17 protein-coding genes and 1 tRNA gene are annotated in these 17,003 nt (G+C 70.1%); 14 read left to right on the top strand and 4 right to left on the bottom strand.

All coding sequences use genetic code 11. The features are described from left to right. Window positions 1-143: 143 nt before the first annotated feature. A complete protein-coding gene (locus LO763_RS06100) occupies window positions 144-1,055 on the bottom strand; it encodes a hypothetical protein (protein ID WP_230601075.1) in 912 nt (303 codons plus the stop codon). A 447-nt stretch (window positions 1,056-1,502) separates the two neighbouring features. Continuing rightward, complete coding sequence (locus tag LO763_RS06095) at window positions 1,503-3,008, bottom strand: MFS transporter (RefSeq protein ID WP_230601074.1); 1,506 nt, start codon at window positions 3,006-3,008, stop codon at window positions 1,503-1,505. A 98-nt stretch (window positions 3,009-3,106) separates the two neighbouring features. Here LO763_RS06095 and LO763_RS06090 point away from each other — a divergent pair, with 98 nt between their 5' ends. From LO763_RS06090 to LO763_RS06035, 12 genes are all read left to right on the top strand, one after another. Next, window positions 3,107-3,646, top strand: coding sequence for a TetR/AcrR family transcriptional regulator (locus LO763_RS06090; protein WP_230601073.1), 540 nt, complete (start codon window positions 3,107-3,109; stop codon window positions 3,644-3,646). Window positions 3,647-3,678: 32 nt separating this feature from the next. Next, complete coding sequence (locus LO763_RS06085) at window positions 3,679-4,248, top strand: NUDIX domain-containing protein (protein ID WP_230601072.1); 570 nt, start codon at window positions 3,679-3,681, stop codon at window positions 4,246-4,248. A gap of 202 nt (window positions 4,249-4,450) precedes the next feature. Then, complete coding sequence (gene ald / locus LO763_RS06080; RefSeq protein WP_230601071.1) at window positions 4,451-5,572, top strand: alanine dehydrogenase; 1,122 nt, start codon at window positions 4,451-4,453, stop codon at window positions 5,570-5,572. 140 nt (window positions 5,573-5,712) lie between these two features. Next, complete coding sequence (locus tag LO763_RS06075; protein ID WP_439650267.1) at window positions 5,713-6,666, top strand: ParA family protein; 954 nt, start codon at window positions 5,713-5,715, stop codon at window positions 6,664-6,666. Window positions 6,667-6,743: 77 nt separating this feature from the next. Further along, window positions 6,744-7,610 (top strand): segregation and condensation protein A, encoded by an 867-nt coding sequence (locus tag LO763_RS06070; protein WP_230601069.1) that lies wholly within the window; start codon window positions 6,744-6,746, stop codon window positions 7,608-7,610. Beyond that, the gene (gene scpB / locus LO763_RS06065; protein WP_230601068.1) at window positions 7,603-8,355 is read left to right on the top strand and encodes an SMC-Scp complex subunit ScpB; all 753 of its coding nucleotides are present in this window, start codon (window positions 7,603-7,605) and stop codon (window positions 8,353-8,355) included. Before LO763_RS06070 ends, scpB begins: the two co-directional genes overlap by 8 nt. Continuing rightward, window positions 8,342-9,079 (top strand): pseudouridine synthase, encoded by a 738-nt coding sequence (locus LO763_RS06060; protein WP_230601067.1) that lies wholly within the window; start codon window positions 8,342-8,344, stop codon window positions 9,077-9,079. Before scpB ends, LO763_RS06060 begins: the two co-directional genes overlap by 14 nt. A gap of 75 nt (window positions 9,080-9,154) precedes the next feature. Next, the gene (locus LO763_RS06055) at window positions 9,155-9,529 is read left to right on the top strand and encodes a YccF domain-containing protein (protein ID WP_230601066.1); all 375 of its coding nucleotides are present in this window, start codon (window positions 9,155-9,157) and stop codon (window positions 9,527-9,529) included. A 99-nt stretch (window positions 9,530-9,628) separates the two neighbouring features. Continuing rightward, on the top strand, window positions 9,629-10,306 hold the full coding sequence (gene cmk, locus LO763_RS06050) for a (d)CMP kinase (RefSeq protein WP_230601065.1): 678 nt from the start codon (window positions 9,629-9,631) through the stop codon (window positions 10,304-10,306). Continuing rightward, window positions 10,299-11,666, top strand: coding sequence for a ribosome biogenesis GTPase Der (gene der, locus LO763_RS06045; RefSeq protein WP_230601064.1), 1,368 nt, complete (start codon window positions 10,299-10,301; stop codon window positions 11,664-11,666). The genes cmk and der overlap by 8 nt, the downstream gene beginning before the upstream one ends. Before the next feature lie 89 nt (window positions 11,667-11,755). Beyond that, a tRNA-Pro gene (locus LO763_RS06040) sits at window positions 11,756-11,829 on the top strand. A gap of 186 nt (window positions 11,830-12,015) precedes the next feature. Next, window positions 12,016-12,438, top strand: a complete 423-nt coding sequence (locus LO763_RS06035; RefSeq protein ID WP_230601063.1) for a site-specific integrase — start codon at window positions 12,016-12,018, stop codon at window positions 12,436-12,438. Here the strand turns inward: LO763_RS06035 and LO763_RS06030 are convergent. Next, a complete protein-coding gene (locus tag LO763_RS06030) occupies window positions 12,381-12,794 on the bottom strand; it encodes a hypothetical protein (RefSeq protein WP_230601062.1) in 414 nt (137 codons plus the stop codon). The two genes, LO763_RS06035 and LO763_RS06030, sit on opposite strands and share 58 nt — an antisense overlap. Window positions 12,795-13,057: 263 nt before the next feature. On the opposite strand from LO763_RS06030, the gene LO763_RS06025 reads away from it, so the two are divergent. Both LO763_RS06025 and LO763_RS06020 read left to right on the top strand, forming a co-directional pair. Continuing rightward, window positions 13,058-13,825 (top strand): response regulator transcription factor, encoded by a 768-nt coding sequence (locus LO763_RS06025; RefSeq protein WP_230601061.1) that lies wholly within the window; start codon window positions 13,058-13,060, stop codon window positions 13,823-13,825. Between the two features lie 44 nt (window positions 13,826-13,869). Beyond that, complete coding sequence (locus tag LO763_RS06020) at window positions 13,870-15,348, top strand: sensor histidine kinase (RefSeq protein ID WP_230601060.1); 1,479 nt, start codon at window positions 13,870-13,872, stop codon at window positions 15,346-15,348. Window positions 15,349-15,419: 71 nt separating this feature from the next. Here the strand turns inward: LO763_RS06020 and LO763_RS06015 are convergent, their stop codons facing one another. Continuing rightward, window positions 15,420-17,003 carry a CotH kinase family protein gene (locus LO763_RS06015; protein WP_230601059.1) on the bottom strand — a complete coding sequence of 528 codons (1,584 nt, stop codon included), beginning with the start codon at window positions 17,001-17,003 and terminating at the stop codon, window positions 15,420-15,422.

Here is a 17,003-nt window from a genome sequence, read left to right as displayed (position 1 = left end):
TGCATCACATCATCGAACTCGCCACGGGCAGCAAGGGAAGCCCGTTGCAGGGAACGTTGTACTGGCTGGTCCCCCACCGGGGGTCGATCGCGGACCTCGCCTTCAAGTCGGTCGATTCCCTGCCGTTCGACGAGGATGACTCCTTATCCTTCGTCGGACTTCGCCAGCGGGTGGTGGCAGTCGCCGGTCTCGCGGAGGTGCCGTAGCTTGACCCGCAGCGCCTCGGCCAGCGTGATGCGGCCGTTGAGGATGAGGAGCAGGTCGTTCCCGTCGAGCGTGATGAACCCGGCGCTGTTGGAGTAGACCTCCTTGAAGCCCTTCGAGAACCCGTTCACGCTGACGAACAGGCCCAGGGTGCCGCGGCCCTTCCGGGACAGCTTCGCGGCGAACTCGTCGCCGTGGCGCCGTTCGACCCGGCCCTCGAGCCACTTGTCCTCGATGAGGAGGCAGTCGCCGTCGAGCATGAGTGACCCGTCGATCTGCTCGCCGGCCAGCACGTACCCGTCCCGCGGCTCGAGCCCTTCGAGGTCGGCGAGGCGGAAGACCAGCTTCTCGAGCTTGATGCCGCGCTGCTGCGGACGCGACGAGCGCCGGAGCATGAGGTACTCGCGCAGGAGGAGTTCGCGGCCGTCGCGGTCGGGGGCCGCCGGGACTTTTCGGCCCCGTCGGGTTGGGTGGACCGGCGGCCGGACCGCCTCGGGACGGTCGGCGAGCAGGTGGCGCAGCGCCGCCACGGAGGCCCTGGCGACCTTGAGGAGGTCGGCGGCGTCCGGGTGGCTCCGCAGATCGGAGAAGTCGTTCCACGTTGCGAGCTCGCGGGCCATCTCGAGGGTCACCGCCCTGTAAGCGGCGTTCCCGGCGAGGATGCCGATGATCTGGTCGGCGGTGTCGCGCTTCGACTGCGTGAAATCGACCTGCTCGAGGATCTCGGGGTGGTCGCGCAGCAGGATGCCGACACGCCGCTTGAGCGAGCGTTTGTACCAGCAGAAGCTGGACAAGGCGGTGCCGAGCGCTTCGTAGACCTGCGCGCTGATGACCGGGTCGTGGTCTGCCATGGGGTTTCCTCTCCGCGAGGTGTGGGTGGATCGCCGGGTGCACTGTTCTCGAATGGCCTGGTTGTCGTGCTCGGGGAAGAAGTGCCGGAGCGACGTCGAAGGGGGCGCGATGCAGACAGTGCCGCGGGATTGCCACGACACTCTATGAGGATATCGTGAAAGCACTGTTAACATAATCGAATATTCATGCATGTGGGGCGGGCCTCAGTTCCATGGCGGAAACCGTTGCGTCCGGCTTACAGACGAAACACGGGCGTGGGGGGGGGGGGGGGGGGGGGGGGGGGGGGCCGCCCCGGGGGGGGGGGGGGGGGCGCGCCCGCGCCGCCCCCCCCCCCCCGCGGGGGGGGGGCCCGGGGGGGGGGGGGGGGGCGGGGGGGGGGGGCGGCGGCGGTTGTGTGGGGGGGGGGGGGGGCCCCCGGCCCCCCCCCCCGCTCCTCTGCCTTCGGATCAGCGCGCGTTGCCGCGCAGGGCCCTGCCGACCGCCACCGCGGCGATCAGGACCAGGGCCGCGGCGACGAGCGCGGTGATCCTGAGGCCGTCGGTGAACGCGGTGCGCGCGGCGGTGAGCAGCGCCTCGCCGGCCTCCGCCGGGAGGGTCGCCGCGACGTGCGCGGCCTCGCCGAGCGTCTCGGCCGCCCCGGCGGGCGCGTCGCCGAGCTCGGACCGGTAGACGCCCGTGGCCAGCGATCCGAGGAGCGCGACGCCCATCGCGCCGCCCAGCTCGTACGCGGTCTCGGAGATCGCCGAGGCCGAGCCCGCCCGGTCGGCCGGGGCGGCCGCGAGGATCGCGTCGTTGGTGACGGTCTGCGCCAGGCCGGCGCCCGCGCCGATGAGCGTGGAGGCCGCCACGACCACCAGGGCGCCCTCGTCCACGCCGACGAACGCCATGCCCGCGAACCCGGCGATCACGAACGCCATGCCGCCGATGATGGTGCGCGCCATCCCGACCCGCTCCGACAGCCGCACCGCGAACAGGCCGGCGACCACGGACACCGCCATCTCGGGCAGGAGCAGCAGCCCCGCCTCCATGGGGGAGAAGCCCAGCACCAGCTGCAAGTACTGCGTGAGCAGGAACAGCGAGGAGATCATCGCGAACACGATCGTGAAGTTCGTGGCCAGCGAGGCGCTGAAGCGCCGCAGGCCGAACAGGCGCAGGTCCAGGAGCGGGTGCTCCAGGCGGCGCTGGCGGCGCACGAACAGCGCCGCCATGAGCGCGCCGAAGAGGATCGCGGCCACGGCCGCCCAGGTGACGCCGCGCTCGGCGACGGTCTTGACCCCGTAGACGAACGGGAACATCGCCAGGAACGACATCGCGACGCTGAGCAGGTCGATCGGGCCCGGGTTCGGGTCCTTCGACTCCGGCAGCAGCAGCGGCGCGGCCACCATGACGGCCAGCGACACGGGCGCGGCCATGAGGAACACCGAGCCCCACCAGAAGTGCTCCAGCAGCCAGCCGCCTACGATCGGCCCGGCCGCGGCGCCCGCGGAGAACCCGGACCCCCAGATCGCGATCGCGAACTTGCGCTGGCGGCCGTCGGTGAACAGGTTCCGCATGAGGCCCAGCGTGGTCGGCATGAGGGTCGCCCCGGCCAGGCCCAGGAGGGCGCGGGCGGCGATGAGGGCCCCGGCGGTCGGCGCGTACGCGGCGAGCACGGAGGCGGCGGCGAACGCGGCCGAGCCGATGACGAGCAGGCGGCGCCGCCCGAACCGGTCGCCGAGGGAGCCCATGGTGACCAGGAGCCCGGCGAGCACGAAGCCGTAGACGTCGACGATCCACAGCAGCTGGGAGCTGGTGGGCCCGAGGTCCTCGGACAGGAACGGCACGGCGAAGCCGAGCACGGTCATGTCGATCGAGATGAGCAGCACCGGCAGCACGAGCACCGCCAGGGCGCCGATCTGCCGGGCGCTCATGCGGGGACGGCGCTGCTCGGGTGCGCGCAGCTGGGTGTCCATTGGTATCTCTTTCTCTGACGATGCACGGAGGCGCGCCGCCGAGCGCGCCGCTCGTCAACTGTACCGTCCGGACGGTACAGTAGCAATCAGGAGGCAACATGAACGAGCCCGAGGTCACCACCCGTGACCGGATCCTCAACGCGCTCCAGCGCATCCTCGTCGAGGAGGGCAGCTCGGGCGTGACCCTGGAGAAGGTCGCCGCCGAGGCCGGCGTCTCCAAGGGCGGCCTGCTCTACCACTTCGGCTCCAAGCCCGACCTCTACGACGGACTCGCCGCGCGCTTCCGCCGCCAGGAGGAGGCCAGCATCGAGCGGGCCCGCGAGGCCGGCGCGGTCGAGACGTTCCTGCGCGTCTCCGAGGTCGAGTCCGCCGAGTCCGCCGCCGGGCTCTGGGCCCTGCTCACCGCCATGCGCGGACGCGACGGCCTCTCCGAGACCGCCAAGGCCGACGTCCTGTTCATCTTCGAGGGCTGGGCCGCGCTCCTGCGCGAGCAGATCGAGGACCCCGTCACCGCCGAGATCGTCCGCCTCGTCGGCGACGGCCTGTTCCTCTCGGCCCTCTCCGGCGTCCCCCTCCCGCCCCAGGAGGTCGTCGACGGCATCCTGCGCCGCCTCAAGGACGCCTCCGGAGAGGCCTGAACCCGCGACGGCAGCGGACTAGTGTGGCCCTCGTGCATGAGTACCGAGTTCTCGACAGCGAAACCATCCACCGCGGCTGGTGCTACGACCTGACCGCCGAGACCGTCGCGATGCCCGGCGGCACCGAGGAGGCGCCCCACACGGCCCGGCGCGAATTCCTCGACCACGTCGGCGCCGTCGTCACCGTCCCCCTCGACGAGCACGGCCGCGTCGGCCTCATCCGCCAGTACCGCGTCCCGCCCAAGGAGCTCCTGTGGGAGTTCCCCGCGGGCCTGCGCGACATCCCGGGGGAGGACCCCGCCGTCGCCGCCCGCCGCGAGCTCGCCGAGGAGGTCGACCTCCACGCCGCCGACCTGGTCGAGCTCGGCGAGTACTACACCACCCCCGGCATCTCCAACGAGCTCATCCACTACTACCTCGCCACCGGGCTCACCCCGGTCCCCGAGGCCGACCGGCACGAGCGCACCGACGAGGAGTCCCACATCGAACTCGTCTGGTGGGACCTCGGCAAGGCCCTCGACGCCGTCGCCTCCGGCGAGATCCGCAACGGCGTCTGCGCGCTCGCCCTGAACCTCACCCGGCTCCACCTCGAACGCCGATAGCGCACGGCACCGCTTTTTCGCAACGACGCCGCCCGCCGCCTTCCCAGGCGGCGGGCGCTCGGTCTACGATCACGACGACGACGCCGTCCGAACCGCTGACCCACGAGGAATGCGGGCTCCTGGGCGAACCGCGTCCTAAAATGCCCGTGCGGGATGCCGACCGGCCCCGAACAGGCCCAACGCTTCGGAAGGAACCCGCAACGTGAAAGTCGCCGTCCCCCGCGAGATCAAGAACAACGAGTACCGCGTCGCCCTCACCCCCGCCGGCGTCCACGAGCTGGTCGCCGCCGGACACGACGTCACCGTCGAGACCGGCGCCGGGACCGGCTCCGCCATCACCGACGACGACTACCGCGCCGCCGGGGCCCACATCGCCGCGGACGCCGACGAGACCTGGGGCACCGGCGACCTCGTCCTCAAGGTCAAAGAGCCCGTCGAGGCCGAGTTCCACCGCATGCGCCCGGGCCAGACCCTCTTCACCTACCTCCACCTCGCCGCCGGCGCCGCGTGCACCGACGCGCTCATGGAGCGGCACGTCACCGCCATCGCCTACGAGACCGTGCAGACCGCCGACGGCCGCCTGCCGCTCCTGGCCCCCATGAGCGAAGTGGCCGGGCGCCTCGCCGTCCAGGCCGGCGCCTACCACCTCCAGCGCCCCGAAGGCGGCCGCGGCACCCTGATGGGCGGCGTCCCCGGGACCGCCCCCGCCCGCGTGGTCATCATCGGCGCCGGCGTCTCGGGCATGAACGCCGCCGCCATCGCCGTCGGCATGAGGGCCGACGTCGAGCTCCTCGACCTCAACATCGACAAGCTCCACGCCGCCGACGACCAGTACCAGGGCCGCCTGCGCACCATCGTCTCCAACCGCTTCGAGGTCAAGCGCGCCTGCCGCGAGGCCGACCTCGTCATCGGCGCCGTCCTCGTCCCGGGGGCCAAGGCCCCCACCGTGGTCGACGACGAGGTCCTCGCCGAGATGAAGCCCGGCGCGGTCCTGGTCGACATCGCGATCGACCAGGGCGGGTGCTTCGCCCACTCCAGGGCCACCACCCACGACGAGCCGACGTTCACCCACGGCGGCAAGCTGTTCTACTGCGTCGCCAACATGCCCGGCGCCGTCCCGAACACCTCCACGTACGCGCTCACCAACGCGACCCTGCCCTACGTCATGAAGCTCGCCAACCTCGGCTGGGCCGGCGCGCTCAAGGCCGACCCGGCGCTCGCACGGGGCCTCAACACCTACGAGGGGCAGGTCGTCAACGAGCCCGTCGCCCTCACCCACCACCTGCCGCTGAAACCGCTCGCGCAGGTGCTCGCGGAGAACTGACGTCCCCTCGGGTCCCATGCCCCCCACCGCACAGCGGGCGATCCCACACCGGGTGCCTCGGAGTCTCGCGAGCCGTCGACAGCCTCGATACACTGACGTACAGTCGCTATGACAGGCAATGGTGAGACGCCCGGCACCCGGTGTCGACCTCGCACCAGGAGGCGGAAATGAGCAGTGTGGACAGCAACGACAAATGGGCTGCCCTGCGCGGGGCCGCGCAGGCGCCTCCCGTCGAAGGCGAGGGCGACCTCTCCTCGCCCGACCCCGAGTCCTACACGGGCAAACGCGACATCCCGCAGCCGCAGCCGCTGGAGCGCCACGGCCCGGCCCGCGTCATCGCCATGGCCAACCAGAAGGGCGGGGTCGGCAAGACCACCACGACCATCAACCTCGGCGCCGCGCTCGCCGAGTACGGCCGCAAGGTCCTCCTGGTCGACTTCGATCCCCAAGGGGCCCTGTCGGTCGGGTTCGGCACCAACCCCCACACCCTCGACCTGACCGTCTACAACCTGCTCATGCAGGACGACGTCGACATCGACGACGTCATGGTCAAGACCAACGTCGCGGGCCTGCGCCTCCTCCCGGCCAACATCGACCTGTCGGCCGCCGAGATCCAGCTGGTCAACGAGGTCGCCCGCGAGCAGACCCTCGCCCGGGTCCTGCGCCCCATCATCCCCGACTTCGACTACGTCCTCATCGACTGCCAGCCCTCCTTGGGGCTCTTGACGATCAACGCGCTCACCGCCGCCCACTCCGTGCTCGTCCCGCTCGAGTGCGAGTTCTTCTCGCTGCGCGGCGTGGCGCTGCTGCTCGACACCGTTGACAAGGTCCGCGAGCGCCTCAACTACGACCTCGAGCTCGACGGCATCCTCGCGACCATGTACGACTCGCGCACCACCCACTCGCGCCAGGTCCTCCAGCGCGTCGTGGAGGCCTTCGGCGACAAGGTGTTCTCCACCGTCATCACCCGCACCGTGCGCTTCCCCGAGACCACCGTCGCCGGCGAGCCCATCACCACCTGGGCCCCCGCCTCCTCGGGCGCCCGCGCCTACCGCCAACTCGCCCGAGAGCTCATCGCCGCCACGGACAAATAGGTCTCCGGGAGCATTCCGTCACAGGTCGCCCGGAGTTCGCTCCGCGGCCCTCGGGGCGCCCGTCTAAGCTTGCCTGCGTGACCGACCAGCAGCCGACCCCGCTCCCGACCCTGCGGGACGGCGAACCGCAGGAGGCCGAGAGCGGCTTCCACGTCCGGCTCGCCAACTTCGAGGGCCCGTTCGACCTGCTGCTCCAGCTCATCGGCAAGCACAAGCTCGACGTCACCGAGGTCGCCCTCCACCAGGTCGCCTCCGAGTTCATCGCCTACGTCACCTCCCTCGACGAGGCCTGGAACCTCGAGGAGACCTCCGAGTTCCTCCTCGTCGCCGCCACCCTCCTCGACCTCAAGACCGCCCGGCTCCTGCCCGGCACCGTCGTCGACGACGAGGAGGACCTCGCCCTCCTCGAAGCCCGCGACCTCCTCTTCGCCCGGCTCCTCCAGTACAAGGCCTACAAGGAGGCCGCAGGAGCCCTCGCCGGCCTCGTCGAGGCCGCCGCGACCCGCGTCCCCCGCAACGTCGGCCTCGAGGCGCGCTACCAGGGCCTCCTGCCCGAACTCGTCCTCGACCTCACCCCCGAGGCCCTGGCCGCCCTGGCGGGCGAGGCGATGCGCCCCAAACCGCCCCCCACGGTCGGCACCGGGCACATCCACATCCAGCGCGTCTCGGTGCGCGAGCACGCCGTCATCCTCTCCCGCCGCCTCCAGCGCGTCCAGACCGCGACCTTCCGGGCCCTCACCTCCGACTGCGAGACCCACCTCGAGGTCGTCGCGCGGTTCCTGGCGCTCCTGGAGCTCTACCGCGAGGCCCTGGTCGGCTTCGAGCAGATGCAGGCCCTGGGGGAGCTGACCGTGCGCTGGCTCGGCGGCACGGGGAACACCGAGATCGACGTCGACGAGTACGCGGGCAGCCCGCAGGCCGAGGAGGAGACCACGGATGAGTGAGGACGTCGAGGCGTCCCTGGAGGACGCCCTGCCGACCTGGCGGATGCCCGGCGCGCGCCGGGAGGACCCGCCGCGGCGGCCCGACACGCCCGCCGACGAACCGGTCGGCGACACCGACGAGTACGCCCGCGCCGTGGCCGGCGCCCCGGCCGACACCGAGGCGGACGACCAGGTCACCGCCGCCGCCCCCGTCCCCGAGGACGTCGACCTCGGCGCCGTCCTGGAGGCGATCCTCATGATCGCCGAGGAGCCGCTCTCCGAGGAATTCCTGTCCGCGGTATTGGAGCGGCCACGTTCGCAGATACGCGAGCGACTGGGCCGACTCAGCGCCGAATACACTGGTGACGGACGCGGATTCGACCTGCGTCGCCAAGCCGGCGGCTGGCGCTTCTACACCCGGGCCGAATACGCCCGCTACGTGGAGCGGTTCGTCACCGACGGCGCCTCCGCCCGCCTCACCAAGGCGGCCCTGGAGACGCTCGCCGTGGTGGCCTACCGGCAGCCGGTCACCCGCGGCCGCATCTCGGCCATCCGGGGGGTCAACTGCGACGGCGTCATGCGCACGCTGCTGGCGCGCGGCCTGGTCGAGGAGTGCGGGACCGACCCGGACTCCACGGCGACGCTCTACCGCACCACCACCCTGTTCTTGGAGAAGATCGGCTTGGACTCGGTCGGCCAGCTGCCTGAGCTGGCCCCGTTCCTGCCCGACGACGTGACGGATATCGAGGAAGATGAACAACGCTGACGCAGAGGGCATTCGCCTGCAGAAAGTGCTGTCGCAGGCCGGGATCGCCTCCCGCCGGGCCGCCGAGGACCTGATCTCCCGCGGCAAGGTGAAGGTGAACGGCGAGCCCGCCCGCCTCGGCCAGCGCGTGGACCCCGCCAAGGACGTCATCCACGTCTCCGGCAAGCGGGTCGTGACCGACGTCGACACCGTGTACTTCGCGATCAACAAGCCGCGCGGGATCGTCTCGACCATGGAGGACGACGAGGGCCGCCCCTCGCTCGCCGAGTTCGCCAAGGGGATCGACCAGCGCGTCTTCCACGTCGGGCGGCTCGACACCGACTCCGAGGGCCTCCTGCTGCTCACCAACGACGGGGAGCTGGCCAACCGCATCATGCACCCCTCGCACGGGCTGCCGAAGGTCTACCGGGCCCAGGTCAACGGGATCATGGACCGGGCCACCTGGAACCGGCTCCTGGCCGGCGTCGAGCTCGAGGACGGCCCCGCCAAGGCCGACAAGCTGAAGATCATCGACGAGCACGCCGGGCAGTCGTTGATCGAGATCACCATCCACGAGGGCCGCAAGCACATTGTGAGGCGGCTCATGGACGAGGTCGGCCACCACGTCTCGCGCCTGGTGCGTACCGAGATCGGCCCGGTCAAGCTGCGCAACCTCAAGCCTGGGACGCTGCGGCGCCTGACCCCCAACGAGGTCGGGGAGCTGTTCCGCGAAGTCGGGCTCTAAGTGGTGCCAGCACTACCACCGGTCCCGGTGCCAGCTGTAGCGACAGGACCGGCAAGGGCGGGTTAGCCTTTCGGCGTGTCAACGATTCTGAACGTCATCTGGTTCGTCCTCGCCGGCCTGTGGCTCGCCATCGGCTACTTCTTCGCGGGCCTGCTCTTCTGCGTCTTCATCGTGACGATCCCGTTCGGGATCGCCAACATGCGACTGGCGAAGTACGTGCTGTGGCCGTTCGGCCGCACCGTGGTCTACGACCGCTCCTCGGGGTGCTTCTCCCTGCTCGGGAACATCCTGTGGCTCATCCTCTTCGGCTGGGAGCTGGCCGTCGCCCACCTGGTGACCGGCTTCCTCCAGGCGATCACGATCATCGGCCTTCCCCTCGCCGTCGCCAACTGGAAGATGATCCCGCTCGCCCTGTGGCCGATGGGGGCGCGGGTGGTCGAGCGCGGCTGACGCGGCAAGTCACCGCCGCGCAAGCGTTCGCCGTGGAAGAGCCGCGACCGGGCATGATGTAGGTTTGCGGGGTTTGCAGTTGAAGAACGGAGCGCGATAGTGCCTGAGCAGCAGAGCGGACCGGTCGTCGCCATCGACGGCCCGTCGGGGGCCGGCAAGTCGACCGTGTCCAAGACCCTCGCCACCGCGATCGAAGCCGCCTATCTCGACACCGGTTCGATGTACCGCGCCGCCACCCTGGCCGTCCTCAAGGCCGGCGTCGACCCCTCGCAGACCGCGCAGGTCACCAAGACCGTCAAGAACGCCAAGCTCGAGTTCGGCACCGCTCCCGACGACCCCTTCACCCGCGTCGACGGCGAGGACGCCGACCTGGCGATCCGCGGCGACGACGTCACCAAGGCGGTCTCGGCGGTGGCCGGGAACAAGGCGGTGCGCAAGTTCCTCATCGAGGAGCAGCGGCGCATCATCAAGGCCGCGAAGCGCGGCATCGTCGTCGAGGGCCGCGACATCGTCGAGGTGGTCGCCCCGGACGCCGACGTCAAGGTCTACCTCACGGCCGACCCCGTCGAGCGCGCCAAGCGCCGCGCGGCCGAGATGGGCGCCGACGAGCAGACCATCAAGCAGGACATCGAGCGCCGCGACACCGCGGACTCGAAGACCACCAAGCCCCTGGAGGCCCCCGAAGGGGCCGTGGTGATCGACTCCACGGCACTGCCGATCGTGGAGGTAGTGGCCAAGATCCTGGCCTTGCTGAACAACAGGGACATCGATGAGTGACGAAGCGACCTGGGCCGAACTCGAGTCCGACGAACGAGGCCCGGTCCCGACGGTGGCCGTCGTCGGCCGCCCCAACGTGGGCAAGTCGACGCTGGTCAACCGCATCCTGGGCCGCCGCGCCGCGGTGGTGCAGGACGAGCCCGGCGTGACCCGCGACCGGGTGGCCTACGACGCCGAATGGGCCGGCAAGGAGTTCAGCCTGGTCGACACCGGCGGCTGGGACCCCGACGCCGAGGGCATGGCCCGGTCCATCGCCGTGCAGGCCGAGCTGGCCATGCGCACCGCCGACGTGATCGTCTTCGTCGTGGACTCCCGCGTGGGGCCCACCGACGCCGACGAGGCGGCCGTGAGGATCCTGCGCCAGACCAAGAAGCCGGTCATCCTCGTCGCGAACAAGGTCGACTCGGAGCGCCAGGAGGCGGAGATCCACGAGCTGTGGAGCCTCGGCCTGGGCGAGCCGTTCCCGATCTCGGCGCTCCACGGCCGCAACTCGGGCGACCTGCTCGACAAGATCGTGTGGGCGTTCCCCGAGGAGCCCACGGGGGCGCTCAAGGAGCGCGGACCTCGCCGGGTGGCCCTCGTCGGCCGCCCGAACGTCGGCAAGTCGAGCCTGCTCAACCGCATCGCCGGTGAGGAGCGCGCCGTCGTCGACAACATCGCGGGCACCACCGTCGACCCCGTCGACTCCCTGGTGGAGATCGACGGCGAGGACTGGATCCTGGTGGACACCGCGGGCCTGCGCAAGCGCGTCAAGTTCGCCTCGGGCACCGAGTACTACGCGGCGCTGCGCACCGAGGCCGCAGTCGAGGCCGCCGAGGTGGCCCTCGTCCTCCTGGACGCCTCCGAGCCCATCTCGGAGCAGGACCAGCGGGTCCTGACCCAGGTCACCGAGTCCGGCCGGGCCCTGGTCCTCGCCTTCAACAAGTGGGACCTGGTGGACGACGACCGCCGCTACTACTTGGAGAAGGAGATCGACCGCGAGCTGGGCCAGGTCTCGTGGGCGCCCCGCGTCAACGTCTCGGCCATGACCGGCCGCGCCGTGGAGAAGATCGCCCGCTCCCTCCGCGAGGCCCTCGCGGGCTGGGGCCAGCGGATCAGCACCGGCGAGCTGAACCAGTGGATCAGCGCCCTCCAGGCGGCCACGCCGCATCCCGTGCGCGCGAACAAGGCCCCGAAGGTGATCTACGCGACCCAGGCGGCCGCCGAGCCGCCGCGGTTCATCCTCTTCACCAACGCGCCCTTCGACAAGCAGTACCTCAAGTTCATCCAGCGCAAGCTCCGCGAGGACTTCGGCTTCCCGGGCACGCCCATCGAACTAGTGGTCAAACCACGCGAATCGCGCAAGAAGTCCAAGAAATGACCGGGGCACCTCACAGAGGGGACCTCGCCTCAGTGACACCGGAGGCCATGCGCTAAAGTTGTCACCGCTGCGGACAACGCGGCGAAAAACGGGCTGTGGCGCAGCTTGGTAGCGCACTTGACTGGGGGTCAAGGGGTCGCAGGTTCAAGTCCTGTCAGCCCGACGTTTGCCCAGGTCAGAGGTATAATCTCTGATCTGGGCTTTGTTGTTTTCGGATATTTCGTCCTAGGTTCCGGACTGGTCAAGGGGCGGCAGGTTCAAGTATGGCCATGCCGTACACCCGATCGGGGTCAAGTGTTTCTCGGCTCTGACGCTGCCTCGCCCCACGACCATCAAGCAGTGGCAGGTCATGCTCAAGGCCGCCGGGCTCTCGGCGGCGAACCGCTGCATGCTCAAAATGGTCTTGAGTGCGGTCTTCACCAGTGCTGTCGACGAGATCATCTCCTTCAACCCCTGCCGCTGCGCCAAGACCGATCCGGTCCCGACCAAGCCGCTGGTGATCATCACCCCGGCGCAGTTCGATCGCTTCTACCACGTCCTCTCTGACGCGATGTCGAAGATCCTGGTCGAGACCGGCATGCGCTGGGGCGAGCTGACCGAACTGCGCCCAAAGGATTTCGACCGCCGCACCGGCCCGTTGCAGCGTCGAATGGGAGCAGCGGGCCGGTGGGGGAGGGCGGTCCCCGGTGCGAGGCGAGACCCGCCGGGTACAGGTCAGGAGTCGCCGGAGAATCCGCCGCCTTGCGGCAGCGTGTTCATGCAGGCTTCCTGAGCGGCGGCCCAGTCCTCCTCGCTGACGCCCTCAGGAGCGCTGAACCCGCCTGAGGGCATGTCGGTGGGCATATCCGTGGGCATGTTCGAAGGCAGGTCGGTGGGCATGTCCGTCGGCATGTCGGAGGGGGCGTTCTCGGGATCGAAACTGCCGCCGAACCCGGCGTTCCAATCCTCGGGCAGCTCGATACCCTGCGCCTCGAGGCACTCGGTGTACGCGGCCATCGGGTCGCTCCCGGCCGAGGCGGTCTCCTCGGAGGATTCGGCGTCGCCCGACCCGCAGGCCGCCAAGGCGAAGCCGGCGGCCGCCGCCGCGATGAGTCTGAGCGGTCGTGAAGGTGCGATCAGGGTGCGCATGAGGGACCACGATGCTCGGTTCGCATCGGAACCGGCTCGGAACCGACTCCGAGTTCCGTGGGAGTCGCGGTTCTGAGCCGCCTTTGAGCTGGATCCGAGGCCGCGTTCAGGCAGTGCGGCCAGGATGGGCGCATGAACCAGCCCTACGCGTCCCCGGAACAGCCCGCACCGGTCACAGGCGGCGGACCGTCGACCGCGCCTCGGCTCGACCCGCGAGACGGGCGGAGGGTTCACGACGAAGCCTCGAGACTGGGGAACGGCCGATGAACGACACCGAGGCGGGCCTTGCCGGGTCGACCGCCGCGACCGGCTTCCATGGAGAGACGGAACCGGGCGCCGCCAAATCCCGTGTCCTGGTCGTGGACGACGAGGAGAACATCGGCGCGCTCCTTTCGGCCACGCTCCGGCTGACCGGTTTCGACGTCGAGGTCGCGACCACCGCCGCCGAGTGCTTCCAGGCCGCCGGCGCGTTCCGCCCCGATCTGGTCATCCTCGACGTGATGCTGCCCGACCTGGACGGCTTCGAAGTCGCCAAGCGGCTCCACGCCGACCACCAGGAGCTGCCCGTGCTGTTCCTCACCGCCCGGCATTCGGTGCGCGACCGGGTCGCGGGGCTGACCCTCGGCGCCGACGACTACGTCACCAAGCCCTTCGACCTCGAAGAGGTCCTGCTGCGCGTCCAGGCGATCCTGCGCCGCTCCAAGATCGCGCAGCCCTCGGAAGAGCAGGTGATGCGGTACGCCGACCTCGAGCTCGACGAAGCGCTGCACGAGGTGCGCAGGGCGAAGCGGCCCGTCCAGCTCTCGCCGACGGAGTTCCGGCTGCTCCAGTACCTGATGATCAACGCCGGGAAGGTCGTCAGCAAGGACCAGATCCTCGACCGCGTCTGGGGCTACGACTTCGGCGGCAACGGGCGCATCGTCGAGTCCTACGTGTACTACCTGCGCAAGAAGATCGACGCGGAGGGCGTCCCGCTCATCCACACCATCCGCGGCTTCGGCTACGCGCTCCGGCTCCCGCGGCCCCAGTGAGACCCGCGCTGCGGCGGTGGCGGTTCTGGACCGTCCGCTCCCGCATGACCGTCACGATCGTCGGCATCTGCGGGCTGGCGCTCGCGGTGGCGATGCTGACGGCGACCGCGCTGCTTGAGAACGTGCTCACGGAGCGCATCGACGACCAGCTGCGCGGCGCGGCGGAGTTCAGTGAGGAGATGCCCCTGCCGCAGACCGCACCCGAGGAGCCCTTCACGCGGATGCCGCGCTCGAGCGAGATGCCCGAGAGTCCGCGGATCTACGTGTACGACATCGAGGAGGAGTTCCAGTACGCGCTCGGCGAGGAGCGGACCGAGGCCGACTTTCCCGCGCTGACGGACTTGGGCGACCTCGAAGCGCGGGCCGCGTCGGAGGCGTCGAGCACCGTCGAGGACGCCGAGGGCCATCTCTGGCGCGTCCTGGTCGTCGCCGGCCCTGAAGGCAGCGGCTACGCCGTCATCGCGCTCTCGGCCGACCAGGTCCAGGCGGCCACGGAGAGTCTCCTGCTCATCGGCGGCGCGGTCACGCTCACCATCCTCGGGCTGCTCGCCTGCGGCGCGTTCTGGGTGGTCAGGGCAGGCCTGCGCCCGTTGGACCGGATGGAGTCCACCGCCGCGGCGATCGCCGAAGGCCGGCTCGACGAGCGTGTGATCGACAGCGACCCGCATACCGAGACCGGTCGCCTGGGCATGGCGCTGAACACCATGCTCGCCCGGATCCAGTCCGCGCTCGACGCCAGCACCGCATCGGAGGGCCGCCTGCGCCAGTTCCTCGCGGACGCCTCCCATGAACTGCGCACACCGCTGACCTCGATCAAGGGCTTCGCCCAGCTCTACCGTCGAGGCGGGGTGCCGGGTCCCCTCGTGGACGAGACCATCGGACGAATCGAGGCCGAGGCCCGCCGCATGGGGCTGCTCCTGGACGACCTCCTGCTGCTGGCGGCGCTCGACCGCGAACGGCCGCTGCACTACGAGCCCGTGGACCTCCTCGGCATCGCGGCCGATGCCATCGGCGCGGCGCATCTGCGGGCACCCGACCGGTTCATCGCGCTCGAGCCGCTCAACGGCGGTGATGAGGAGTTCCTCGATGCGATCGAGCTCCAGGGCGACGAACCCCGGCTGCGTCAGGTGGTGACCAACCTGATCGCGAACGCGTTGCGCCACACTCCGTCCGAGAGCGGGATAACCGTCCGCCTCGGGCGCGGATCCGCGCCGGCGGGGCCGTGCCTGGCGCAGATCGGCGCCCTGCCCCCGCTCCCCGCGGCCGTCATAGAAGTGGCGGACACCGGTCCCGGGGTGGCGCCCGAGCACGCGGAGGCGATCTTCGAGCGACTCGTCCGCCTCGACCCGGGACGCGCCCGGCGCGCAGGGGCGGACGAAGGGGGCTCCGGTCTGGGTCTGGCCATCGTGGTGGCGATCGTCACCGCGCACGGCGGTTGCGTCCGTCTGCTGGAGACGCCCGGCGGCGGCGCCACGTTCCAAGTGCTGCTGCCCGATCCGTCCGGTGCTCCCGCGCCGCCGTGACCTGATCGAGTCGTCTGCCGACTGGACGGTGCGGGCGGTCGCAGGTCAGCGGCCGCCCGCCCCGTCATCGGTCATTCACCCGTGGCGGAGGCGCCGAGTTCCGTATCCAAGAACTCGGTGCGCTCCTGAATGACCGCCCGCAGCGACTCGGCGTCGGCGCTGACGTCAGCGCCGTTGAGTCCGGCCGCTCGCTGGGCGGTATCGAGCGCCTCGAGCGCGGCACCTGAGGCGTAGAGGCGCTGGTATAGGTCGCTATAGGCGGACATGTACTCGTCCTGGAACAGCTCGATGAAGCGCGTCTTGAACTCCGAGGCGCCACTGGAGCCGCCGAACCCCCCGCCCATGCCGCCGGCCATCTCGCCGCCACCGGGGAACTCCATGCCTTCCGGCATTTCCATGCCCTCGGCGAAGCCGCCCGCACCACCACCACCACCGAAGCCGCCGAGCGAGGCGGTCTCACCGGGGGCCAGGGTGGCATCGCTCAACGTCAGGTCCAGGTCCCACGTGATGACGCTGAGCAGACCCGTGTCGTAGTCGTACCAGAGGTAGTAGTTGCTGCCGGCCCCGGCCATGTCGTCGCCGTTGGTCAGGAGGTTCTGCAACGCGGCGTAGTTCGCGAACGATTCCACGTCCATCCACTCGCCCAGCTCGGCGGCGAAGGTCTCGTCGTCGGTGCCGTCGAGCCACTGGAGGAAGTCCACGATGTACTGGAGCTCGTCGGAGCCCTCCATGTTGACCTGCTTGAAGTCGTCCTCGTACTCCTCCGGGTCGGTGCCCTGATAGGAGAGGTCGCCCCCGGCGCGCGCCTTGTACAGCACGCCGGCCTCGGCTCCGTACTCCTCGGCGGCCCACGTCGTGTCCATGACGTCGACCACCCGGCGGGTGATCGCTTCCGAACCGTTGACCGACATGGTCGAGTACGTGTAGTCGTAGCTCGCCTCGCCGCTTTCCCCCACCAGTCCGATCGCGGTGGCCTCGGCCAGCGAGGACGATCCCATGCCGGAGTCGACCCGGAAGCTGATCTGCTGGTTGCCCTGGTAGACCTGGCCGTCGACGAACTTGGAGAAGTCGACCAGCCACGGCAGGCCTTCAGGCTCGTCGAAGCTGAGCGAGGCCATCCCGCCCATCATGCCCTCCATGCCCTCGCCCCCGCCGGGGAACTCCATGCCCTCGGGCCTCTCCATGCCTTCGGGGAACTCCATGCCCTCCGGCATTTCGCCCCCGCCGGGGAACTCCATCCCGCCTTCGGCGCCGCCGAAGTCGATGCCGCCGCCGAGGCTCGAGAGCGTCGAGTTGCCCTTCAAGCGGATGCCGACGTCGGTGATGGTGGTGCCGTCGATCGTGATGTCGGCCTTGATCCACTCCTTCTCGCCCGAGTCCTGGAAGGTCGACACCATGTCGTCGTAGTCGTCCTGGTCGTACTCGAGCGAGATCTCGTGGGCCACCGCGGTGTCGAACAGGTCCACGGTGCCCTCGATGTCCCAGTTCACCGCGAAGCCCTCGTTGCTGTCGGAGTAGGCGAGCGCCGAGACCCTGACCGTGCCGATGACGAGCGCGAGCGCGAGAACCACCCCCACCGAGCCGGCGATGAGCCGCCAGTAATGGCGCAGGCTCACCGGCAGCCGGTGGTGGAGCCTGCCGCCCTTGCCGCGCAT

The organism is Glycomyces amatae, assembly GCF_020991375.1.
GTDB lineage: Bacteria > Actinomycetota > Actinomycetes > Mycobacteriales > Micromonosporaceae > Glycomyces > Glycomyces amatae.
This window is presented reverse-complemented; position numbering and strand designations above follow the sequence as displayed.